The sequence below is a fragment of the Devosia sp. genome (assembly GCF_017307495.1).
Classification (GTDB): domain Bacteria; phylum Pseudomonadota; class Alphaproteobacteria; order Rhizobiales; family Devosiaceae; genus Devosia_A.
The window spans coordinates 1-22,005 of the sequence record NZ_JAFKHE010000033.1; the positions used below are offsets into that span (position 1 = coordinate 1).

Consider the following 22,005-nt stretch of genomic DNA (forward strand, 5'->3'; position numbering starts at 1 on the left):
GCCTCGCCGGCCGATCGGGGTTTTGGGCCTATGGCACGCGGACCCGGGCGCATCCCGTGCCGCATCGCGAGACCGGGGGCGCCCGGTATCCGCCGGCGTCTGCCTGGCGCGAACCCGTAGCTCCGCTGCCCATGCCCGGCAGCTTCCAGCCCTTGGCAGCACCGGCATGGCGCTGCCCCGCGTTGCTAGCGGCTCATCCGGCGAACCGGACCATGCCGCGCGTGCTTTGAGCCTGGGGCAACACGACTGCCACCCCACCCAACCTCCCCTGCACCAACCACTCGTCATGATCTCGCTTCGGTGCAGCGGACGAGGGGGAGAATCGCATGGGTTGGAGGGTGGGGGGATAAGAATTGTGCTTGAGGCTCGAAACGGCCGTCGCCGCGCCCGTTGTACTAGAGACCCGTCCCTCTCGAAGGGCCTGTGTGCAGCCTCTCCATCGTGAAGGTGCTGGTCATGTAGCCCTACGTCGGACGCGCAATGCGATCCTCTTTGAATACCGCTCGTCGCGTGTACTACGCTTCGCCCAGTCATACTTCGGCAGTTGGGCGGCTGCGTAGTCGTTGTCCCGCAAGGCCTGCAAGCGCATTTCGCGAACCGCGTTCCCATCGGCGAGACCCCGCATCATCTGATTTGTGTCGTCGTCTCCTAGCTCAGGAAGAAACATGTCTCCGCCAAAGTGCTTTAGGTGAATCCACCTAAGGACATCATGGATACCGATTATCGCGCTGCGGACCTTGTTGCGCGTCGCTGGTGCGAGGCTGTTCACTGGACCAGTGATTTGGTCGAAGTCATTGTGCGCAATGCGCTTGTTGCGCCAACTCCTCGCAAATTCGGCTCGCTTCTCGGCCCGGCCTACTAACCTGGCCAACTCGACCTTGTGGGAGGTTGGATCCAACTCATACAGCTGCGCCAAGGTAAGGTTTTGACGTTTTCCCGTTTGCGGTGGATCGGTCAGGCGGCACACTCCGAGGAGAACGTGGTCAAAGAGAACCTGCTGGGTCGCATGCCAGAACTGGCCACTATTCGCATTCAAAACCGCGACGCGTTCCGCGCTTCCGAAGAGTGCCTCGTAGCGATCCCAATAGGAAGACAGGGCCCAAAGTGCCTGCCGAGAATGAAAGAATGCGGCACCGTACCTCACGCCAAGGACAGATTGATCCTGCTTAAGAGAGTCTACGTATGATATGTGCGTCATTACTCTGCGCGCCAGCCGAGCCGACGCTTAGGAAGGGGGCGATCGACCTCAAGCACCAATTCTTCCGTTCTAGGATTTGCGAGCGGCACCCTGTCGCGTCGCCTCATCGGTAAGAATGTTGATCGACTCTTCATGCATTAGCGCTGCGAGGATACGTTCGCGAACCTCAGCTACTGGCTGCTTCTCTAGTGCGGACGATGGCATTGAAAACCGAAGTGCGCCGAGCCTAACCAGATCCACTTTCGGTATGCTTTCGTCGGTCAAGATCGCCCGCACCTCGGCGGCGGTGAGCCCAACTAGCTCACGCAACGGTCGCGGCGGTATAGGGGCAGCGTTCGCCACTGGTGCACTTCTAGGGGCAGCCAAATCTCTTGCCAGGACCTCGTCGGCCAGCTTCTTAAGCGCGGCACCCAACTGTCTGCTGCCAATTGGAGGCTCGGAGTAGATGCTGGCGAGCTTGCGGATGAATTTTCCGAGCACAGCATCCGACACCTCTGTTTCCCTCGTAGAGCGCGGTTTCCTCACAAGCTATCGATCCGTTTCTTCAGTTCCTTGGTGAGCTCGCGATAGTCGTCGTCGATGTTGCGCCCTCCGACGTTCGGACTATCGGCCAATTCGTAGATTGGCAAGCTTGCCGATAGGGACTGTGACACACCAGTGCCGCTCGGAATGTAAGGCTCGACCAAATCCGTTCCCCATCGGCGCGTAAGCGAGCCCAGGTGCTGGGTGTGATCATCCGTGTATCCCGAGTACGCTGCTCCGTGCTCCTGAATCCTGGTGATCACAACTCCCACCAGCTTGGTGTCCGGGACGAACGCCGGCCGTGGAGTCCCCAGTGTGGCCAGAGCCTTTAGTCTTTTGTCGATGCCATTGCCGATCATTCCAACAAGGTGGGGTGCGCCACGTTCCATGACCGCCTCAGGAATCACTGGCACAATATAACCGTGGCTCGCCGCGATGGCATTCTGCGAAACAATCTTCGTTGCCGGTGGGCAATCGAAGATGATGTAGTCGTAGGCATCATCCACCCCGGTCTCCTGCAGCCACCGGCAGATTAGGGTTCGCTTGTCCCATTCGGACTGGATAGCGTTTCCGTGGTGCGAGGCTGTCAAATCTATCTCGACGTCGTCGAGCTGTAGGCTTGCCGGGACAAGATCTAGCGACGAATAGTCCTTGTCGCCAGGGCGTCGTACGACAGCTGATTTGTAGATGATCTCTGTGCCAGGGAACGGACTTCCGTCAATGAATGGACGAAATACTGCATCAACGGTCTTTCCGTTCGATACGATTTTCGTCCATTCATTCGCGCCCAAGCAGACAATTGAAAGACTGCTCTGATGATCCACGTCCACGAGGAGCACTTTGGCGCCATGATACCTGGTAAGGCCCGTGGTCAAGTTAAAGGACAGAGTCGTTTTACCGACTCCGCCCTTGAAATTAATTACACTTACGCGCTTCGCCAATTGTTTCCCCTCCGCCACTAGCGAGAGGGACTGTCACCTATTTTCAGGTGAGTTTGCAACTACCTCAGCTACACCCAGTCGTCGTCCCGCAATCCTCGCAAACCATGCAGTGGCCGCTCACCTTCATCCGCATCGAGTTGCAGTTGCTGCACTGGTCGCCGGTGTAGCCCTGCATCAGGGCCTGGGCGCGGAGCTGGCCGGCGTCCTGCTGGGTCGGCGGGCTGGGGATGGGGTTGAGTTCGGCTTCGTTGAGGACGGTGGGGCTGGGCTCGATCTTGAGGGCGGTGGCGGCCTTCAACGCCGTGACCGTGCTCGTCTGCATCGACTGCACCGGGTTGTAGGCCTGCGCGGCCGAGAGGCCGCCCGAGACCAGCATCAGGTTCTGGTCCTTGACCTTGCCGCGGGTCATGCCGCGCGAGACCAGGTTCTGCGCCGGAATCGGGGCAGGGCGCTGGGCTTCGCTGGCATTGCCGAGGGCGGTCGGGCTGTCGGCGTGGACGTGGGCCAGGTCCTCGCGGTCGAGGTAGGAGACGGCCAGCTCGCGGAAGATGTAGTCGAGAATCGAGGTGGCGTTCTTGATCCGGTCGTTGCCCATGACCATGCCGGCCGGCTCGAAGCGGGTGAAGGTGAAGGCCTCGACGTACTCGTCGAGCGGCACGCCGTATTGCAGGCCGAGCGAGATCGAGATGGCGAAGTTGTTCATCATGGCACGGAAGGCGGCGCCTTCCTTGTGCATGTCGATGAAGATTTCGCCCAGGCGACCGTCGTCGAACTCGCCGGTGCGCAGGTACACCTTGTGGCCGCCGATATTGGCCTTCTGGGTATAGCCCTTGCGGCGGTTCGGCAGCTTCTCCCGCTCGCGCGTGACGCGCTCGACGATGCGCTCGACGATCTTTTCGGTGACGGCCGGCACGCGCGCCATCTGGTTGGCGGCGAGCAGGGCCTCGGCGGCGTCCTCTTCCTCGTCGTCCTCATCGGCGATGAGCGAGGAATTGAGCGGCTGGCTGAGCTTCGAACCGTCGCGGTAGAGCGCGTTGGCCTTGAGCGCCAGGCGCCAGGACAGCATGTAGGCTTCCTTGGCGTCGGCGACCGTGGCGTCGTTCGGCATGTTGATGGTCTTGGAAATGGCGCCCGAGATGAACGGCTGCGCCGCGGCCATCATCAGGATGTGGCTCTCGACCGAGAGGTAGCGCTTGCCGGTCTTGCCGCACGGGTTGGCGCAATCGAAGACGGGCAGGTGCTCGTCCTTGAGGAAGGGCGCGCCCTCGAGCGTCATCGAACCGCAGACATGGGTGTTGGCGGCGTCGATGTCCTTCTTCGAAAAGCCGAGGAAGGCGAGGAGGTCGAAGCTGATGTCGGCGAGCTGGGCGTCGGTGACGCCGAGGCTCTTGAGGAAATCGGCGCCGAGCGTCCACTGGTTGAAGACGAACTTGATGTCGAAGGCCGACTTCATGGCCTTGTTCAGGATGTCGATCTTCTCGTCGGTAAAACCCTTGGCCTTGAGCGAGGCCGGGTTGATGCCCGGGGCCTGGTTCAGGTTGCCGTGGCCGACGGCATAGGCCTCGATCTCGGCGATCTGGGATTCGCTGTAGCCCAACGTGCGCAGCGCCGGGGGCACGGCGTTGTTGATGATCTTGAAGTAGCCGCCGCCGGCGAGCTTCTTGAACTTCACCAGCGCGAAGTCGGGCTCGATGCCGGTGGTGTCGCAGTCCATGACGAGGCCGATCGTGCCGGTGGGGGCGATGACCGAGACCTGGGCGTTGCGGTAGCCGTGCTTTTCGCCGAGCGCCAGCGCGTCGTCCCACACCGCCTTGGCGCGGGCCGACAGGGTGGCGTCGCCGATCGAGCCGTGGTCGAGGGCGACCGGGTTGATCGACAGGCCCTCGTAGCCCTCGGCCTTGCCGTAGGCGGCGGTGCGGTGGTTGCGGATGACGCGCAGCATGTGCCTGGAATTGCGCGGATAATCCTGGAACGGGCCGAGCTCGCCGGCCATTTCGGCGGAGGTGGCGTAGCTGACGCCGGTCATCACCGCCGTGATGGCGCCGGCGATGGCGCGGCCCTGGGCGGAGTCATACGGGATGCCCGAGGTCATCAGCAGGCCGCCGATATTGGCGTAGCCGATGCCCAGCGTGCGGTAGACATAGCTGCGCTCGGCAATGGCCTTGGACGGAAACTGCGCCATCATCACCGAGATCTCGAGGACGACGGTCCACAGGCGGCAGGTGTGCTCGAAGGCGGCCACGTCGAAGGTGCTGTCGGCGTTGCGGTAGGGGAGCAGGTTCACCGAGGCCAGGTTGCAGGCCGTGTCGTCGAGGAACATGTATTCCGAGCACGGGTTGGAGGCGACGATCTCGCCGGCTTCCGGGCTCGTGTGCCACTCGTTGATGGTGGTGTGGAAATGGATGCCCGGATCGGCCGAGGCCCAGGCGGCATAGCCGATCTGCTCCCACAGGTCGCGGGCCTTCACGGTCTTGACCACTTTGCCGGCCTTGGTGCGGCTGAGCAGGTCCCACGTGCCATCGGTCTCGACGGCTTTGAGGAAATCGTCGGTGACGCGGACGGAGTTGTTCGAGTTCTGGCCCGAGACGGTGAGATAGGCCTCGCTGTCCCAGTCGGTGTCGTAGACCGGGAAATCGATGTCGGTGTAGCCCTGGCGCGCGAACTGGATGACGCGCTGGATGTAGTTCTCGGGGACGAGCGCTTTCTTGGCGGCGCGGACTTCGCGCTTCAGCGCCGGGTTCCTGGTGACGTCGAAGCAGTCGTCGCCGGTGCCTTCGCAGTTCACCGCGGCCTTCATGATGGCCTTGAGGGCCTTCGACACGACCTTGGAACCGGTGACGAGGGCGGCGACCTTCTGCTCCTCCTTCACCTTCCAGTTGATGTAGTCCTCGATATCGGGGTGATCGATGTCGATCACCACCATCTTGGCGGCGCGGCGGGTGGTGCCGCCCGACTTGATGGCGCCGGCCGCGCGGTCGCCGATCTTGAGGAAGCTCATCAGGCCGGAGGACTTGCCGCCGCCCGACAGCTTCTCGCCCTCGCCGCGGAGTTTCGAGAAGTTCGAGCCGGTGCCCGAGCCGTACTTGAACAGGCGCGCCTCACGCACCCACAGGTCCATGATGCCGCCGTCGTTGACGAGGTCGTCGCTGACCGACTGGATGAAGCAGGCATGCGGCTGCGGGTGCTCGTAGGCGGATTTCGACGAGACGAGCTTGCCGGTGAAGGGGTCGACGTAGAAGTGGCCCTGGCCGGGGCCGTCGATGCCATAGGCCCAGTGGAGGCCCGTGTTGAACCACTGCGGGGAGTTGGGGGCGACCCGCTGCGTGGCCAGCATGTAGCAGAGCTCATCGAAGAAGGCGCGCGCGTCCTCCTCGGTCTTGAAGTACTTGCCCTTCCAGCCCCAGTAGGTCCAGGTGCCGGCGAGGCGCTCGAAGACCTGGCGGCTGTCGGTCTCCGAACCATAGCGCTCAGCCTCGGGGAGCTTGGCGAGCGCCTTTTCGTCGGGGACCGAGCGCCACAGCCACGAGGGGACGTCGTTCTCCTCGACCTTCTTCAGGACCTTGGCGACTCCGGCCTTGCGGAAATACTTCTGCGCGATGATGTCGGCGGCCACCTGCGACCACGTCGAGGGGACCTGCATGCCTTCGAGCTTGAACACGATCGAGCCGTCGGGATTCTTGATCTCGCTCGTCACCGAGCGGAACTCGATCCCGGAATAGGCGCTCTCATTGGCTTTCGTGAACCGGCGTTCGATGCGCATCTCTCTATATATTCCCCAAAATAGCGGACACGAAAGTCCGCGGACCGCCTAAGGACGGTCTCTGCCTCTTTGTATGACGCTGTCTAACGGCCGCCAGAAACGGCCAAGGAGCCCCGTTTGGGACCCTCAGCGAACTGCCGCCGCCGCTTGGTCCCGGTCGTCTGCCGCGTCGACTCCGCGAGGCCGGCGCAACCCACAGAGAGTTCGCCCTTCTCACCGAGTCGGTCAATGCCGAGGCATGTTCACGACACACAACAGGTAGTGGCATTGCCCGTATCCGATGGCTAAATCCAGTGTGTCATATGTGAATTGCGGGGAAAAGTATGAAGTGCGATTCGACCCTTCCGATGGTCAATTTTCGGTGCTGGCAGTACCCAATCCAGTGCCGGTTCCGGCCCTAACCCCAAGCGAAACCGCCACTCTTTCGCCGTGTTTGAGCAGCGCGCGAAGATGAGCCGATGGGGCTAAGCGCAGCGCGGTTTTCAGTGCGAAAGCTGTCAAGCGCATAATTTCTGTCACAAATGCCGGGACGATAGACAGCCCCTCGGGGTCACGCGGCACACAATAGGTAGACGGAGCGGGTGGGCTCGCCCGCGGTCATGGCACTAGGCGCTGGGGCGCGCGCATGCTAGAGGCAGGCGGGTTGAACGGGGCAGGCGATTTGGCCTGCCGAACACGGACGGACGGCATGGCACGCGACGATCGCGACGCATTCAGCTGGAAAGACTTCCTGCTCGAGATCCTCACCTGGTGGCGGGGCAATACCTGGGGCACACGGCTGTGGATCGCGACCAAGGGCGAGTATGTCGGTACCGACGAGTTCGGGAACCGCTACTATCGTTCGAAGGCGGGGGCCAAGCCGGGTCCGAACGGCTACGAGCGCCGGATGGTGTCCTATGCGGGCGGCTCCGCCGAGCCGACGACGATTCCACCCGGCTGGTATGGCTGGATGCACTACCGCACCAATACGCCGCCGACCGAAGCCGAATACAAGGCGCGCAGCTGGCAGCAGCCGCACCAGCCCAACCTCACCGGTACGCCGCTGGCCTATCGTCCGGACGGCAGCCTGCTCGCCAAGGGCGAACGGCCGCGCGTTTCCAGCGACTATGACGCCTGGTCACCGGAATAACCAGACCTCTACCGGGAAGCCCATGCCTATGGTCCGCAAGGGACTTGCCGCCTTCGTCGCCATCCTCGCGCTGATCTCGCCCGCCCTGGCGGAGACGATCGCCAATCCGGTGGCGCAGTTCTCCGGGCTCGACAAGATCACCGGCCGGATCACGACGTTCGACGTCTATGTCAACGAGACGGTGCAGTTCGGTGCGCTGCAGATCACCCCGCGCGCCTGCTATACGCGGCCGCCGACGGAGACGCAGCGGACCAGCGTGTTCGTCGAAGTCGACCAGGTGAACCTCAGCGGCAAGATCGAGCGCATCTTCACCGGCTGGATGTTCGCCGACAGCCCGGCGCTCAATGCCATCGACCACGCGGTCTACGATATCTGGCTGCTCGACTGCAAGCAGAGCTCGGACGTGCCGCCGCCGGATGCAACAACGCAACCGGCTCCGGCCGCGGGGGGCTGACCACAGCCGGGTGCGTCCGGCGGGAGGATGGCATGCTGACCGGGCCAAGAATCGTCGAGCGAAAGGCGCAGCCCTACGTCGCCGTGCGCAAGGCGGTGACCATCCCTTTCGGAGATGTGATTCCGGCGGCGATGGAGGCGCTGTTCGCCGCGGTGAATGTCCAGCAGCTGCAGCCCTCTGGTCCCGTCTTCTTCAAGTACAACTTCATCAACATGCCGGACCTCGAGATCGATTTCGGCGTGCCGCTGGCCGCCAGCGTCCCCGCGCCGGACGGCCTCGTGGCCGGGATCGTGCCGGCGGGGCGCTATGTAGAGGCCACCCATCTTGGTCATTATGACAAGCTGATGGACGCCACGGCCGCGGTGATCGACTGGGCCAGGAGCCGGGGGATACGCTGGGACGCGATCGAAACCCCCGAAGGCGACAGTTTTGTCGCGCGCCTGGAAACCTATCCCAACGGGCCGGACGACGAACCGGACCCGGACAGGTGGGAAACGATCATCGCCATCAAGATCAGGGACTGAGCGGGGCGGCCGGTCCAGGCGGCCGGCGGTCGAGGGAAAAGAAGTCGCCCCGGTGCTTCAGGGCGTCGGCAAGGCGGGCCTCGTAGTCCTCGCGAGGAATCTCGATACCGCCGAAAGTGCGCAGGTGGTCGGTGACGAACTGCGTGTCGAGCAGTCGGTAGTTGCCGGCGACGAGCCGGTGCAGCAGGTGCGCCATGGCGATCTTCGAGCAGTCGGTCTTCCTGTGGAACATCGATTCGCCAAAGAACGCAGCACCCAGGGCCACGCCGTATAGCCCGCCGACGAGATCGGCGCCATCCCAGACCTCGACGGTGTGGACGATGCCGCGATCGAACAGCGCGCCGTACAGGCGGCGGATCTCCGGGTTGATCCAGGTGGTCTCCCGGTCGACGCCGGCCGTGGCGCAACCCTCGATGGTCCCGGCAAAGTCGGTGTCGACCCTTATCTCGTAGGGGTGGGTCCGCAGGGTCTTCCTGAGGCTCTTCGAGATGTGGAAGGCATCGAGCGGGATAATGCCGCGCTTCTGCGGGCTGACCCAGAACAGGTCCGGTGAGTCTGCGTCCTCGGCCATGGGAAAGATGCCCGCCTGGTAAGCCCGGACGATGAGATCGGGCGTCAGGTCGATTGCGAACGGATCGGACTTGCGGGACATGGCGCGAATATGGGCCCGCGCCGCGCAGCGGACAATGGCGCCTGTTGCCGCTGCCTCCGCTTGACCTCGGCCGCCTGGAGCCCGGGCACAAGGCCTAGATGTTCGCGCGCCGGAACAGCCACCAGGGCAGGGCGCGGACCACCAGCATGATCCACCACCAATGGCGCGGCGCGTACTGCACCGGTCCGCCGCGCTCCGCTGCCGCGCGTGCGACGCGGGCGACGCTTTCCGCCGAAGCCATGCGCCGGCCGGGCGGACTGGTCGCAGTCATCGCCGTGGCCGTTGGTCCCGGCTTCACCACAACGGCCCGCAGCGCCGTCCCCGCGAAGCGGTGCGCTATCCCCTCGACCAGCGTCTCGACGCCCGCCTTGGTCGAGGCGTAGATGAAGTTCCTGCGGCGCCCCCGGTCCCCGGCGACCGAACCGAGGACCACGAGCGAGCCACGCCCCTGCGCCTCGAGCAGGTTGGCGGCCGCCAGCGCCCAGAGCGCGGTGGACACGTAGTTCGTCTCCATCATCGACCGAGCCACGCTCAGGTCGGCCGCGGCCAGCGACTGGGCCGGCATGATGGCGTAGGCGATGTGGATATGGTCGACCCCGCCCAGTTGCTCGACCAGATCGGCCAGTCGCGAATGAGGGTCGGCGGCCGCAAGATCGAGCGCCGCGGTGCGGCAGGCGGCGGCGCCAAGCCCGAGCATCTCGGTGCGCAGCGCTTCGAGGCGGCCGGCGTCCCGTGCCACGAGCATGAGGGCTGCCCCCTCGGCCGCATAGAGGCGGGCCGTGGCGGTGGCGATCCCGGATGTCGCGCCCAGTATGACGACCCGCACCTGTGTCCCCGGCAATCCTCGGTCAGTGATTCTGCCGCGCCCGCACAGTGCACGATCGGCGGGGGTGGTCAAAAGTGGCGCCGAGGCGCTGGCTGCCACAATCCGGGGAGGGAAAGTAGCGCCGCGGACGGGTAAGAGGCTCGTCTGCCGTTTCGTTGGCCAGAGCGGGAAACCGGAAAAACCGCAATGTTCCCCGTGCCCGTCGCGTCCGGTTGACACGCAGCGCTACGGGGAACCAAACGGCTCCGGCAGGGTTGGGTTGCATGGATTCATACAGCTTTAGCCATCGCGGTTCCGCCCAAATGCAGCCGCTCCCGAGCCACACTGAGCAACTACTGTCATCACCAAATCCCGCAGCAATCGGGGGGCCAATCCGATGACTGCCACAAGGACCAGGCGCCGGTCGGTGCTGAGCGTCGAGACGTTGACTACCCTGGCGCGCGAAAAGGCGCTGTTCATCGCCCGGAACAACGAGAAATGCCGGCATCTGCTCGTGCGTTTCGAGGCGGACGAGTCGGCGCGATCTCTTGTGCTCACGGCGGCCTTCGCCTTCGACGAGACGCGCAACTGGCAGCAGGTCGAGGTGTCGATTGCCGCCGCCGAGTTGCATCGCGAGGCGGGGCCGGACATGAGCCTGATCGCGGCCTTCGGGCAGCTCGACGACGGCATCAGCACGGCGCGTATCGCTCGGCTGTTCGCGCCGCTGAATGTGGACCAGCGCACGGCAGCAGGTCGGGCCTGACCACCTGCAACCGAGGGTGTCCGCCGACGCGGCCGGGGAGCAAGCCATGAAGACCTGTTGGTTCATCGTCATCGAGAGCATGGGCGCCTGGTGGGTCGACTGCGAGGGCAAGGCGTACGGCCCCTTCGACAGCCGCAGCGAGGCGGAGGGCGAGGCCAAGCGCATCGCCATGGCCTATGGCGACGCGACGCGCCGGTCGCAGGTTTATGCCGCCGAGGAGAACGGCGCGCACCGCCTCATCTGGTCCGGACCGAACCCCGTCCTGTAGACTAGGCGTGGTTGCGGCCGAGATCCTTGCCGGCCCCAACGCGCCGGGCCAACGCCGTGAAGGACAGGGCCTTGCCGTCCGCCACGGTGGCATTGGCCATGCGCAACAGCCGTGCCGGGAAGGCAAGCGCGTCGCGCTCGGCGGGCCTCAGGTTCTCCATCGAGCGATAGTCGGTCAGCGCGGTGCTCTCGGCCGCCCGCATTGCGTCGTCGACCTCCTGCCGCGAGACAATGCCCTTGCCGATCAGCGTCTCGTGCATCGCGGCAATGGCCAGGTACAGGCCTTCCAGTTGCAGATTGGCGGTGTTCATCGGTTCTCTCCCTGCCTCGCGGCGCCATGCTGCGCCTTCGCTCGAAGGTTGAACAGAGGGGAGAAGCGGAAGTTCCGCTGCGTCCGGCCGATCGGCGGTCGCCTGTCGGCCTGGGAGACGGGGAGAGTGGTACGCCCGGATCGTCCTAGTACCACACATAGGACAAAGAAAAAGGCCGATCTCCCGGCCCTCTTGAAGATCGACCCCAAGCGAGGGGTCGGTCAAATGGATCACGGTTTGTATCACGGTTTTGATCACGGTTTAGGCCGCGACTCGCCGCTGCGCTGCCAACCTCCTCGCGCGGGCCAGCACATCGCCCTTTTGACGAGCCTGTTCGAGTTCGCCCTCGAGCATCTCAAACAGGGGTAGATGGTGCTCGCCGCAACGCTCAACAGCGTTCGCGACGACGACCAGCATCTCCTCAATTTGGTCGGCGGTGAAGTTGTGGGAGGCCATTCACTCGTCTCGCAGCCAGGCGTCATAGTCCCGCGTCATCGTGCGGAAGCGGGCGGCGGCCTGTTCGTTGTGGTCGAGTTCGCGGCGGCTAGTGATGCCGCAGCGGGTGCGGATGATCTCCGCGGCGTGGTCTTTGTCAGTGGCGCCGATGAACACCCGGAAGCCGCCCTCGTCGCAGAGGATCGCCGCGCGCATGGCGAGGCGACCGCCCTTCAGCTCCGGCGCGGCCGGCGACCCTGGCGCCTCATCAGCACGATCGTCGAACTCGGTCCGGGACATGTAGGGCGGGTCGAACGGCGGGTCGCCGGTCGTCACCGGGGCAGGGGCCGGGTCTCGGGGCAAGCCCAGCTCGATCGCCCGCTCGCAGTTATGGGCGTGGATGTAGTGCGTGCCGTCGGGCGACAGACGGGCGTTGCAGTCCTCGCCAGCGGCGACATCGGGCTGGGGAGGGGGCGCATAATCCGGCTCTTCCTCGGGCTGGTCTTCGACCGCGGGTCCGGCAGCGCCGGGCTTGTAGACCCGGATGAACGTATCTTCGCCGACACCCTCGATCCGCACCTCATAGGGCACGGCCTCGGAGTATGCCCCGCCGAGCAACAGCTTCAGCGCACGCGGCAGGCGGATGCTGGAGACGGGCTGGATCACGGGATGATGGGTCCGCCCGCCCGCAAAGGAATAGCCGGAAGATCGACCACTTCATCCCGCGCGATGTCGCCGAGGCAGCCGACGGCGGCGGTGAGCAATGCCAGCCCGGCCGACGCCATATCCTGCGCGACGAAGTGGTAGCGGCTATCCTGCACCACAACCTCGACGGCGGCGGTGTACGCTTTGCCGAGCTTCGTGTTGGCCGACGAGATCACGTAGGTAGCGTCGGGCAGCGCCTGGTCGAGCACGCTCTGCGCGGCGCCGGCCTGCGACATCTCTCCGCCGCTGCCGATCGCGAGGAACACCTGGTTGGCCGCGCCCTTCGGCAGCGCGACCTCAGCCATTGCGATGATATCCTTGCGCTGTGCGCGCAGGGGGACGCCTTTGAGGGTCTTCAGCTGCCCGAAGAGGACGGCCAGCTCATGCCGCTTCAACTCAAACATCATTTGTGAAGCCCGTCTGGTGAGGGCAACGCCAGCGGCTGCCCGGTAATGTAGTGCTGATCGATGTTCTCTCGCATCACGTCGTAGACGGTGCGGTTCTGGTCGATGATGACGTGGGCGAGGAACTCCTCCTCGAACTGAGTGACGCCGTCGTCGATGGCTGCGAACTTGGCCTTCACGAGCAGCACCAGGGCGCGCCAACGGCGACGGAGCTCACCGTCGATGGCGGTCTTCTTCTGCGCCTCGGTGCGGTGGCCGCCATTCGGTCCACGCTGCACCCGAGGGTCGTTGATCGTTGGGGTGGGGACCGACAGCCTGACCCACCGGCTCTTCATCCGGAACTGGACGAAGGCCTTGCCGCTGAGGGTGCCGGCGAGCACGTCGCCGCCGCCGTGCTTGGCGATCATCCTCTCGATCTCGAGCCGCGAGGAGAGCACCTCAACCGTCGCACCTTCTGCGTACCGCGCCATCACATGGCCCCCACTAGCTCGGCGCGCTTGCGCATCTCAGCCCGGACGTTGTGGACGGCATGGCTGTCCTTCAGGATCCCGCCGACGTAGACGATCTCCCGCCCCCTCGGCCCCTGAAGCGTCACCTTGAAGTGACCCTTCCGCGTCTTCGACACCAAGAAGTTGTCGCCGCACGCTGCCTTCACGATGGCCTTGAGCTCCCGCTCCCACCTGGTCATTGCAAATTCCCCCTGATCCTCACCGGGTAAATGGTCCAGCCGCGCTCCTTCGCGCGCTCCCATCCCTGCACCGGCGTTTCCCCGTCCTGGGCGTAGAGACGCCCCATCCAAACCATCACGTCGGCGGCGTCCCAGCGGATGGAGTGAGGCCACGCGACGGCGGCCTCTTGCTCCGGGTCCCATTGCACCGCGGCGTGCGCCATGCTCTCAGCCGACCTCATGGACGATGCCGAAGACATGCTGCAGGACGTGCCGCGAGGCCGTCTGCCGGTTCACCAGCCGAAAGTCGCTGCCCACGACGCCGGCCGCATCGAGCGCTTTGCCGAGTTCGGTCTGAGCGTTGTGGAGGTCGACCTCTGCGGCATTCAGCGCCCGCTGCGCATCGGCCAGGCCTTTCCGGTTCGTGCTGACCTGCTTCAGGCACAGCTCGACCATCTCGATCAGCTCTGCGAGTGTCTTTTTCTGCTGCATCGCCATCACTCCGCAGCCTTGAGGTCAGCGGCGGCGAGCCGGCCGTCCTCGATGTAGAAGCCGACCTCACCGGTGCCGTCGACCTCCTCCACCCAGATCTGCATGTCGTGCTTGGCCGCATAGTCGGCGATCAGCCGCATCGCGCGCTCGTCGAGCAGAGAGCCGTCGCGGATCTGGATCACCCGCAGCTTGGGGTTGAGGGCGCTCGCGATGGCCACCGAGGCCGTGATCTTCTGGGCCGTTGAGGCTTGATCGAACGGCAGGCCGTTGAGGAGGACGGCGTCGTCCTCGAGCGTCAGCCCATTGACCGGGATGTTGCTGCCGGCGATCGCGGCGCGCTGCTCGCCCTTGATGGCGTCGATGTCCTCGGTAAGCGATTGGGACTTCTCGCCAAGCTCCCCCACCTGGCGCCGCAGGTCGGCGCGCAGCCGGCGCTGGCGGATGTTCTCGCCGATACGCAGGTTCTGGTCGCGGGCCGTCGAAATCTGCTCCCGCAGTTCCGTGGTATCGATCTGCGGCGGGACGGCAGGCCAGCCCTGCAGCTCAGCGTTCAGCAATTCGACCGCGCGTTCTTCCTGGCGGGCCAGCTTCTCCTTGGTGTCAGCCTGCCGGCGCAGCTCCTCGGCCTCTTGGCGGCGCGTCTCAGCATTGGCGGTGTGCTGTTCGATCGCCTGCCGCTTCTGCTGGTAGGCGGCCGAGGCCCGGCTGCTTTCGAGGTTCTTCTCGCCGGCGGCCTCGAGCTCGGCCACAAGTGCGGCCTCGTCGACCAGTTCAGTGGGAGCGCTGTCATCCACCACGATCGCGGCCAGCTGTACCTCGACCTTCTTCAAGTCGCGGTTGACGTCAGTGCGTTCGTCGTAGGCCTTCTTGCGGCGCGCATCGGCGTGCTCGAAGTCGTAATCTGGAACGAAGGTCTTGAGCAGGGCGAACCGCTGCTCGGGCTTGGCCTTCACGAACTGCAGCGGGTCGAAGGTCAATGCGCCCATCAGGTCGTTCAGCACCGACTGCGGGTTGGCGTATTTCTTACCGTCCTTCCCCTTGACCACGAGCATTTCGAGGGGCTCGTCGTTCTCCCGGTGACGAATGATCTTCGTCACCTGCAAGTCGCCCAGGTCGATCTCGATGTGGGCTTCCTTCTCGCCCAGGTGCACTGGCACCTCGGGGACGAACTTCTTGCCGCCGAGTGCGGCCCAGATCGCGTCGAGGACAGAGCTCTTGCCCTCGCCGTTGTTGCCGGTGATCCGGACGACGTTGCCATCTGGGCGGATCTCGACCGCCTTCACGCGCTGGAAACTGTCGACCCTGAGCGAGACGATCTTCATGCGGCATTCCCTTCGTGGTGCTGTTCAAGGAGGAGGTGGAGGATGGCCTTCGAGCCGCCGGGCATCGTGTAGCCCTCGCCCCGCATCGACTGGATCTCGATGCCGTGCGGTGCCAGGCGCTCGCGGACCGACTTGATGATGGAGGTGGCGCGCCGCATGTCGCGGTCGGCGTCGGCGTTGTAGAGGAAGCCGGCGAGCTCCTTGCGGGTGGCGCTCGTCAGTTCGAGCAGCACGCCAGCCGCCCGGGCCTCGAGCTCTGACATGCCGAGAAAGAGGGTGGGGACGATCCCGCCGCCCATGCGGCGACGGAGCTCGAAGTTCTCGAACTCGAGGGCCGAGCAGCGGCGGTCCAGAGCTTCCAGCGCGCCGGTCAGGTAGTAGATGCGGTTCACCAGTTGGATGACCGTCTGCTTGGTGATCTGGACGTCGTTCATAGGCCAGCACTCCTCTCGAGGACCGCGCGCTTGCACCGCTGCCAGGTCCGGCTCTCCATCGTGATCAGTCGGGGGTCGTGTCCCCGACGCAGGCGGGCACGCAGGCGGCGCAGAAGGCTCTTCATGCGCGCCGGCACCAGCTTCCAGTGCTTGGCGCAGATCCACTCGGCGAAGGGCTCCTTCGTCGTGCGGCGGCAGAAGGGGACGAGGCAGGGGGTGCGCGCTATCACAGCACCACCGTGATGCTCTCGGCGGCGCGGGTGACGCCGGTGTAGAGCCAGCGGGCTGGTTCCTCGCGGGCGACGTAGCTCTCGTCGAACAGGTAGACGCTGTCCCACTGCGAGCCCTGCGACTTGTGAACCGTCAGCGCGTAGCCGTAGGTGAACTCGTCGTATCTCTTGCGCTGCTGCCAGGTGAACTCATCCTGGCGGTCCTGGAAGAACAGCTCGTTCGTCACAACCGACGCCTGCGCGCGGCGGCGCCCGGCATCCTCCGGCGAGAGCAGCAGGGTCATGTCCCCGCGCCTGGCAGCCGTCACTTCGTCGACGTTGAAGAGCATGCCGTTCAGCAGCTTCTTCGTGCTGTTGTTCTTGAGGCAGACGACTTTGTCGCCGCGCTCTGGCCTCTGCGAGGTCCGCCCCTTCAGGGTGCGGATGCGGGTGTTGTAGGACTGGCGGGTCTTGTTCGTGCCGACTAGCACCTGGTCGGCCAGCAGCACGTCCTGGCGCTGCACGTCCTTTCGGGCGATCACCCTCGAGTTGCCATAGGTGCCATAGTCGAGGCCGCGCCCCTCGCGGATGTCGATCGACATCTCGATGATCGGGCTGTCCTTCGCCTGCCGATGGATCTCCGTCAGCATCACATCGGGCTTGTTCTCGGGCGCCGTGAAGAAGCCGGCGCCCTTCACTGGTGGCAACTGGAAGGGGTCGCCGAGGACGAGCACCTTCTTGCCGAACGACAGCAAATCCATCGCCAGCTGCGCGTCGACCATCGACACCTCGTCGATGATTACGAGGTTGGAGGCCGCCACCTGCGAGTCGGGGTTCAGCACCCACTTCGGCTCGCCACCGCTCGACATCGGGCCGTCGTCTTCCTGGCGGTAGATGAGACTGTGGATGGTCGAGGCGTCGGCGCAACCGCGGCGCCGCATCACGAGCGCGGCCTTCCCGGTGAACGCGCCATACGCGACCTTCTCAACGTCGCCGGCGAGGTGCTTGGCGAGTGTACTCTTGCCGGTGCCGGCCCATCCGAAGAGACGGAAGACCTGACTGCTTGGGTCCTTCAACCACCGGCTGGCGGCGACAAGGGCCTCGTCTTGTTGTGGCGACCACTGTGGCATCATGACCTCATCAGCTTCGCCATAACGTCGTCGATGACGCTGGCGACGTGTTTCAGCTCTTCGTCGGACATGCCGTGGATCATCTGCGGAGTGACCGGCTGGAAGGCGTAGGCGCGGTCCTCGGGACGGCGGCGCTCGAGCCCCTTGTCGATCTCAAAGGCGTAGACGAACCCTTCCGGAGAAGTTCTCACGGCGAAAATCCGATCGGTTTGGTGTGGGGTTGGCCGCGCCGTTGCATGCCGGCGCGGCCCTCGCGGTCGCCCAAGGGGGAGGGGGGCGGCCGCGGAGGAAGGAGTTGCTAACCCTTGGGGGTGAAGCGCTCCTGGAACTCAGCGTCTGGTCGGGCGTAAGCCTTTCCACCCTCCTCGACGTAGACCGTCAGCGTGTCGCCCTCATTGATGGGTTTGGAGGTCTGGACCTCGACGCCGAAGCGGTCGACGACATAGTCTCCGGGGCGCACCGCGTGTCGGTAGACCGGCCGCGCATGGTTCGTCGAGATTAGCGCAACGGCCGTGGCAAAGATCAGCTGAGATGCCGGCGTGAAGTGACGGCTCTTCGAGAGCGCCGTAAGCTCCGCAATGACGCTCTCTGTGGGAACTTCCTGCTTCCCCTCAAACATTCTGAAACCTTCTGTTTAACCTCGCCAAGCGCAGTACCTTGGCCGCCTCTTCGAAATTGCCGCTCACCGCGTAGAGCAGCTTTGCAACCTTCACCGGATCGACCCCTTGCTTCTGCCAGAAGGAGCGCTCGTTCATTGAGTGCTGCTCCCGGTGGAGATCAGGGTGGAGGGGGACCACATATTCGTCGTCCGGTCTCTCCCCTTTGCCAGTGTGTTGCTTGCCCTTCTCAAGGTCCGCATAACGAATGTGGCAGGCCTCGACTGGAGAGCGCCCAGTTAGTAGGCATGGTAACTGCCTGATAAATCTCAGATGTTTCTCGTCGTGACGGCGAGGCTTGCGCTGGCGTCCCGGGATCATGACCACCCCCGAGCGTCCAGGTGCATCCTGGCGACTTCCCGCGTGTCCTCATCGATGCGCTCCGCCTCGAACGCCATCCATCTGAGGTATTCCGTCGGCACGTCAGCCCACCGGGCACCCTTGTGCTTGTTCCCGAACTCGCAGGTCGGCTGATGCACCGGCTGAGACGACCAAAGCAGCATGTCGTCCAAGGTCACCTTCGCCAGCATCCGGACAAGAATGTGCGCGGTCACGTGGACGTCGGCCGCAGCGCGATGCGGCGGCATCGCCAGGACAGGATCCACGGCCAGACCGAGATGGTAGCGAAGCCCTTGGTTCGAGTGCGTCGGAGCGGACGGGATCATCCGCTTGGCGCACTTGTAGGAGCACACCCACTGCGAGCCCTGGGGCGTCGGGATGAAGTGCATATCGAAGCGGCGGTTGTGGGAGGCAAAGACCGTTTCCGGTCCGCAGCCTTCAGTCACGAACTCCACAACCGCCGCCGGCACCGGAGCTCCAAGCAGGTCCGCATCCACGATGTGATGGACGGCGGAAGCCTGCGGCGGGATCGGACAGCAGGGGTTCGCGAGCATCGACTTGGGACGCGAGACGGTCAGCGTCGCCAAGTCGATGTCGCACCACGCGGCCTCCACGAGCCGTGCCCCAGGATCGTCCTGGAAGCCAGTGGTCTCTGTGTCGATCACCCGCATCCGCGAGAAGGGCATTGGAGCACCCGGAGTGAGAATTTCGCCGAACCTCCCCCGATCGCCCACGAAAAACGTGAACGTCGGGAGAACATCGAGGACAAAAGACCTATACTTGACGCATTTGTCTAGGTGAAAATTCCTAAATCAGTCGTCGTGGTATCCGTTGAGCCAGACCTTCCCGGCCTGGTCGGACAGCCCCTCGGGAGGGGTCCGAGGGGCTCCAGATGCCTTGGCTTCCTTGCCTTCCGAGAACAGCTTGTCGAGTTCGTCGTCAGTCAGCTTGGCCTGATCTCTAGGATTGTTTTCCTCAGCCTTATCCCCAGCTGGGCCGGAAACGGCAGTGCGCTTCGCAGCCTCGCCCAGCGGATCATAGTCCTTGTCGACTGGGCGCCTGTCGGGGGCGAACATCTCCTCGACGGTCGCCTCCTGGCTGCGGAGCGAGTTGAACATGCCGCGCAACGTCACGAGGTGGTCGGCCGTGATGTCGTTCAGGCTCTCCACGTCGAAGTGCTCGAGCAATTGCTCCTGCTTGACGCCGTACACCGAGAACGCTTTCACGGCCTCCTCGCGGCGCTTTGGCAGGGTCTCGACTGAGCCGGCGATCAGCTTCCGGGCCGCCTGGTAGGCGGGACGATAGACGCTGCGCGGAATCCCGGCGAGGATCGCGTTGCGCTTCGCGATCGCGCACGCCGCGTTGCCGGTGACGATGATCATGTCGTCGGAGAACAGGTAGCCCCCGCTCGTCGAGATGCGCCGACGCACCGTCGCCTTGGAGGCCATGTTGGTCTCCAGGTCGAGGAAGATGCCCTCGGCCTCGACATACTTCTCGGCCTTGTTCACCTCGACAACTCGCGCCTCGATGCGGCAGTTGCCGTACTTCTGGGCGGCAATCTCCGCGAGGCGGATGCTCGGCCCCTCGATCGCCTTGTTTTCCTCGGCGGTGTCCTCGCTGTTGCGCTTCTTGTTCTTCTTCTTGCGCACGAGGGCGTAGAGGCACTCGGCCGCCGCCTCCTCGTCGATCGTGGCGAGTTTGGTGATCTTCTCGATCACCGCCAGATCGTCGCGCGGATACGTCCTCGCGCTCGCCAGCTGGACGTCGATGGGCGCCGCCGGACGAACGGCCGGCATGTTCGCGTCGCGGGCTGGGATGAGATCCTGGCCCTGGTCAAACTCCTGCATGGCAGATCCTTAGCTGTAGATGCCGAAATTCGTGGGGAAGTCGCTGTCGTCGAGCACGATCACATCGGGCTCGGGCATCCAGTCCTTGTACTCCCCGAACTGCGCGACCATCGATTTGTAGATGGCGATAGCCTGCTCGATCTCGCGGGCCGCGGCCTCGAAGACGAGGAGCTCGTCGGGGAACTCGATCAGGGTGGAGGTGGGGGCACCCGTCGCCTTGACCATCAACCAGAGCCACTGGATCTGGTCCTTCTGGAAGAGCAGGTCGACGAAGTTGGAGGTCGGCGGTTCGCCGTGGATGGCGAGGTTGCCGCTGAGGTAGAGCTCACGCGCCTTCGCAAACCCCTTGCGATAGGCGGCCGACTGCAGGTCGTACCGGAAGTCGCGGATAGCCTTGATTATCGTCTTTCGCATTTCGCGCGGCCGCCAAGGGCGGAAGGATTTTAGGTCGACGAAGAGCCCTGGGTATACGTAGTCGAAGCGGCACTTTAGGCGGACGCCCTCGTGCTCGTAGAACAGCGAGACCTCCGGCGCGCCGCCGAAGAAGGCGCCGTCCATCATCACGCCGGCAAGCTTTGGGTGACGGCCCATCCACTCGATGGCGAGGGCAATCTCCTTCGCCATTTTTGCGGTGATGCCGGTGACCCCGTCGGTAAGGCTGTCCTCGAATTGGGCCTTGATCACATCCCACACGTGCACGGTGGGGTCGGCCTCGCGGATGAGCTTTACGCGGTCTGCCTTCGTCTTCGTTCCGCGGGTGCTGACGCCGTTCTCGGCCAGCCACAACTTCACGTCCGCGTCGGTGACGATGAGGTTCTTGAACGTCTTCGGATCGGGCTCGATCCGGTACTTGGCCTCGAACACATTGCGGCCCTCGAGACTGCGAGCGTGGAAGGCGGAGCCCCACAGCTTGGCGTAGGTCTCGTCGTTGGTGTCAGCCGGGTAGAGCCGGTCAAACTGGAACTGGATCGCGTCGAGAAAGACCGCCTTTAGGTCGGTCGACCCGAGGGCTGGGTCGGCGTGGTAGACGTCGTCCGCCAAGCCGAAGTGAAGCCCCAATGGGAGAAGGTTTGCCAATGCCGCCGCCACGGTTGCGCGCTGCTGCTTATTCACAGCGAATAACCGCACCGTATAGGCAGGGTTCCGCGTGTCAATGCGCAGCGTATAACATCTGCTGCGTATTATCCAAAACGAATAAACTGGCTTGACCGAACGCGCGCTCGTCTGGAATATGTGCAGGTACTATCCGAGAGAACGAGGGTGGGGGAGGGGGGTGTCTTCAACACCCCCTCCCCTCCACAACGTTCAGAGGTTTTTCCTGAAAGATCTCTCAGTAGGCTAGAGCGCGCGATACAGCGACTCGATCTGGCCCAGAAGCCGGCCGCCCTCGCCGAGCGGCGTGCCATCAAGTTCAGCGCTTCCCGCCCGCAGCACCAGCTGCCACTTTCCGTCGACCTGCACGTTCTGCGCCGGCACCAGCTGACGCAGCTGCCCTCCGAAGCCGGTTCGCTCGCAGATGCACAGCGTATTGGGCTGCGCTTCGGACACCTGTCGGGCGAGCAGATAGTCGCCGGGCAAAACGCTCTGCCAATCAAGGCCTTCGGGGACGACGACGGCGAACCAGTTGGCTTCGTCGCTGCCGGCAACAACGGCGATCTGGAGGTAGTCGGACGGCGGCGCTGACAGGTCGAGCGGCGGCCGATCCTCCCACGCTGTGTACGAAATCGCCCCGGCTACAGGGGTTCCGCGCCAGCGGCTAGGTCCGGCAGCGGAGTCGCCCTCGCCGGTCAGGAGCCACTCGAGCGAGACCCCGAATCGCCTCGCGTACAGCTTTGCGTCCTCAACCGAAAACGCCCGTCCTCCATTCTCGTGGGCCAGGTAGGTAGGCACGGAAATGTTCAACCGCCGGGCGGCGGCCGAGGCCGAAGTGAAGCCGGCAGCGATCCGAGCCGACCTAAGTCTTTGAGCACGTTCGGGCATTTTGCCTCCCTCGAAGGTCGGATCGAATATACGCAGGGGTTCTATACGTGTGGTATTGA

At 64.2% G+C, this 22,005-nt stretch carries 29 protein-coding genes; 5 read left to right on the forward strand and 24 right to left on the reverse strand.

Going from position 1 to position 22,005, the window contains the following annotated elements; translation table 11 throughout:
- Positions 1–454: 454 nt before the first annotated feature.
- The 4 genes from J0I99_RS20330 to J0I99_RS19720 all read right to left on the reverse strand — a co-directional run bounded on the left by J0I99_RS20330 (position 455) and on the right by J0I99_RS19720 (position 6,421).
- Complete coding sequence (locus J0I99_RS20330; RefSeq protein WP_363278061.1) at positions 455–1,198, reverse strand: hypothetical protein; 744 nt, start codon at positions 1,196–1,198, stop codon at positions 455–457.
- Positions 1,199–1,267: 69 nt separating this feature from the next.
- Positions 1,268–1,690, reverse strand: coding sequence for a hypothetical protein (locus J0I99_RS19710; RefSeq protein WP_291399165.1), 423 nt, complete (start codon positions 1,688–1,690; stop codon positions 1,268–1,270).
- A gap of 29 nt (positions 1,691–1,719) precedes the next feature.
- Entirely contained in the window at positions 1,720–2,661 is a 942-nt protein-coding gene (locus J0I99_RS19715) for a ParA family protein (RefSeq protein ID WP_291399166.1), read from the reverse strand.
- Between the two features lie 64 nt (positions 2,662–2,725).
- Entirely contained in the window at positions 2,726–6,421 is a 3,696-nt protein-coding gene (locus J0I99_RS19720; protein ID WP_291399167.1) for a vitamin B12-dependent ribonucleotide reductase, read from the reverse strand.
- A gap of 688 nt (positions 6,422–7,109) precedes the next feature.
- Here J0I99_RS19720 and J0I99_RS19725 point away from each other — a divergent pair.
- From J0I99_RS19725 to J0I99_RS19735, 3 genes are read left to right on the forward strand one after another with little or no spacing between them, the layout of a single operon-like run.
- Positions 7,110–7,550 (forward strand): NADH:ubiquinone oxidoreductase subunit NDUFA12, encoded by a 441-nt coding sequence (locus J0I99_RS19725; protein WP_291394180.1) that lies wholly within the window; start codon positions 7,110–7,112, stop codon positions 7,548–7,550.
- Between the two features lie 28 nt (positions 7,551–7,578).
- Positions 7,579–8,004, forward strand: coding sequence for a DUF2155 domain-containing protein (locus J0I99_RS19730; RefSeq protein WP_291394183.1), 426 nt, complete (start codon positions 7,579–7,581; stop codon positions 8,002–8,004).
- Positions 8,005–8,036: 32 nt separating this feature from the next.
- Positions 8,037–8,528 (forward strand): GyrI-like domain-containing protein, encoded by a 492-nt coding sequence (locus J0I99_RS19735; protein WP_291399168.1) that lies wholly within the window; start codon positions 8,037–8,039, stop codon positions 8,526–8,528.
- On the opposite strand, the gene aat is transcribed toward J0I99_RS19735, so the two are convergent.
- Positions 8,518–9,180 carry a leucyl/phenylalanyl-tRNA--protein transferase gene (aat, locus tag J0I99_RS19740; protein WP_291399169.1) on the reverse strand — a complete coding sequence of 221 codons (663 nt, stop codon included), beginning with the start codon at positions 9,178–9,180 and terminating at the stop codon, positions 8,518–8,520. The two genes, J0I99_RS19735 and aat, sit on opposite strands and share 11 nt — an antisense overlap.
- 94 nt (positions 9,181–9,274) lie before the next feature.
- The gene (locus tag J0I99_RS19745; protein WP_291399170.1) at positions 9,275–10,006 is read right to left on the reverse strand and encodes an SDR family NAD(P)-dependent oxidoreductase; all 732 of its coding nucleotides are present in this window, start codon (positions 10,004–10,006) and stop codon (positions 9,275–9,277) included.
- A gap of 376 nt (positions 10,007–10,382) precedes the next feature.
- On the opposite strand from J0I99_RS19745, the gene J0I99_RS19750 reads away from it, so the two are divergent.
- Complete coding sequence (locus tag J0I99_RS19750) at positions 10,383–10,748, forward strand: hypothetical protein (RefSeq protein ID WP_291399171.1); 366 nt, start codon at positions 10,383–10,385, stop codon at positions 10,746–10,748.
- A 46-nt stretch (positions 10,749–10,794) separates the two neighbouring features.
- The gene (locus J0I99_RS19755) at positions 10,795–11,016 is read left to right on the forward strand and encodes a hypothetical protein (protein ID WP_291399172.1); all 222 of its coding nucleotides are present in this window, start codon (positions 10,795–10,797) and stop codon (positions 11,014–11,016) included.
- A gap of 1 nt (position 11,017) precedes the next feature.
- On the opposite strand, the gene J0I99_RS19760 is transcribed toward J0I99_RS19755, so the two are convergent.
- From J0I99_RS19760 to J0I99_RS19845, 18 genes are all read right to left on the reverse strand, one after another.
- Entirely contained in the window at positions 11,018–11,326 is a 309-nt protein-coding gene (locus tag J0I99_RS19760; RefSeq protein ID WP_291399173.1) for a hypothetical protein, read from the reverse strand.
- 261 nt (positions 11,327–11,587) lie between these two features.
- A complete protein-coding gene (locus tag J0I99_RS19765) occupies positions 11,588–11,782 on the reverse strand; it encodes a hypothetical protein (protein ID WP_291399174.1) in 195 nt (64 codons plus the stop codon).
- A complete protein-coding gene (locus tag J0I99_RS19770; protein WP_291399175.1) occupies positions 11,783–12,427 on the reverse strand; it encodes a hypothetical protein in 645 nt (214 codons plus the stop codon).
- Positions 12,424–12,873 (reverse strand): hypothetical protein, encoded by a 450-nt coding sequence (locus J0I99_RS19775; protein WP_291399176.1) that lies wholly within the window; start codon positions 12,871–12,873, stop codon positions 12,424–12,426. The genes J0I99_RS19770 and J0I99_RS19775 overlap by 4 nt, the downstream gene beginning before the upstream one ends.
- A complete protein-coding gene (locus tag J0I99_RS19780; RefSeq protein WP_291399177.1) occupies positions 12,870–13,340 on the reverse strand; it encodes a hypothetical protein in 471 nt (156 codons plus the stop codon). Before J0I99_RS19780 ends, J0I99_RS19775 begins: the two co-directional genes overlap by 4 nt.
- Entirely contained in the window at positions 13,340–13,558 is a 219-nt protein-coding gene (locus J0I99_RS19785) for a hypothetical protein (protein ID WP_291399178.1), read from the reverse strand. Before J0I99_RS19785 ends, J0I99_RS19780 begins: the two co-directional genes overlap by 1 nt.
- A complete protein-coding gene (locus tag J0I99_RS19790; RefSeq protein ID WP_291399179.1) occupies positions 13,555–13,761 on the reverse strand; it encodes a hypothetical protein in 207 nt (68 codons plus the stop codon). Before J0I99_RS19790 ends, J0I99_RS19785 begins: the two co-directional genes overlap by 4 nt.
- Before the next feature lie 4 nt (positions 13,762–13,765).
- Positions 13,766–14,035 (reverse strand): hypothetical protein, encoded by a 270-nt coding sequence (locus J0I99_RS19795; protein WP_291399180.1) that lies wholly within the window; start codon positions 14,033–14,035, stop codon positions 13,766–13,768.
- A complete protein-coding gene (locus tag J0I99_RS19800; protein ID WP_291399181.1) occupies positions 14,035–15,351 on the reverse strand; it encodes an AAA family ATPase in 1,317 nt (438 codons plus the stop codon). Before J0I99_RS19800 ends, J0I99_RS19795 begins: the two co-directional genes overlap by 1 nt.
- Positions 15,348–15,785 (reverse strand): hypothetical protein, encoded by a 438-nt coding sequence (locus J0I99_RS19805; protein WP_291399182.1) that lies wholly within the window; start codon positions 15,783–15,785, stop codon positions 15,348–15,350. Before J0I99_RS19805 ends, J0I99_RS19800 begins: the two co-directional genes overlap by 4 nt.
- A 226-nt stretch (positions 15,786–16,011) precedes the next feature.
- Positions 16,012–17,127, reverse strand: a complete 1,116-nt coding sequence (locus J0I99_RS19810; RefSeq protein ID WP_367115455.1) for an ATP-dependent RecD-like DNA helicase — start codon at positions 17,125–17,127, stop codon at positions 16,012–16,014.
- Complete coding sequence (locus tag J0I99_RS19815; RefSeq protein ID WP_291399183.1) at positions 17,124–17,315, reverse strand: hypothetical protein; 192 nt, start codon at positions 17,313–17,315, stop codon at positions 17,124–17,126. The genes J0I99_RS19810 and J0I99_RS19815 overlap by 4 nt, the downstream gene beginning before the upstream one ends.
- A 107-nt stretch (positions 17,316–17,422) precedes the next feature.
- Positions 17,423–17,743, reverse strand: a complete 321-nt coding sequence (locus J0I99_RS19820) for a hypothetical protein (RefSeq protein ID WP_291399184.1) — start codon at positions 17,741–17,743, stop codon at positions 17,423–17,425.
- A complete protein-coding gene (locus tag J0I99_RS19825; RefSeq protein ID WP_291399185.1) occupies positions 17,736–17,879 on the reverse strand; it encodes a hypothetical protein in 144 nt (47 codons plus the stop codon). Before J0I99_RS19825 ends, J0I99_RS19820 begins: the two co-directional genes overlap by 8 nt.
- 218 nt (positions 17,880–18,097) lie before the next feature.
- The gene (locus tag J0I99_RS19830; RefSeq protein ID WP_291399186.1) at positions 18,098–18,805 is read right to left on the reverse strand and encodes an exonuclease domain-containing protein; all 708 of its coding nucleotides are present in this window, start codon (positions 18,803–18,805) and stop codon (positions 18,098–18,100) included.
- A gap of 126 nt (positions 18,806–18,931) precedes the next feature.
- Positions 18,932–19,966, reverse strand: a complete 1,035-nt coding sequence (locus tag J0I99_RS19835) for a hypothetical protein (protein WP_291399187.1) — start codon at positions 19,964–19,966, stop codon at positions 18,932–18,934.
- Between the two features lie 9 nt (positions 19,967–19,975).
- Positions 19,976–21,007, reverse strand: a complete 1,032-nt coding sequence (locus J0I99_RS19840) for a PD-(D/E)XK nuclease-like domain-containing protein (RefSeq protein WP_291399188.1) — start codon at positions 21,005–21,007, stop codon at positions 19,976–19,978.
- Positions 21,008–21,304: 297 nt separating this feature from the next.
- Complete coding sequence (locus J0I99_RS19845) at positions 21,305–21,946, reverse strand: helix-turn-helix transcriptional regulator (protein WP_291399189.1); 642 nt, start codon at positions 21,944–21,946, stop codon at positions 21,305–21,307.
- Positions 21,947–22,005: the final 59 nt, after the last annotated feature.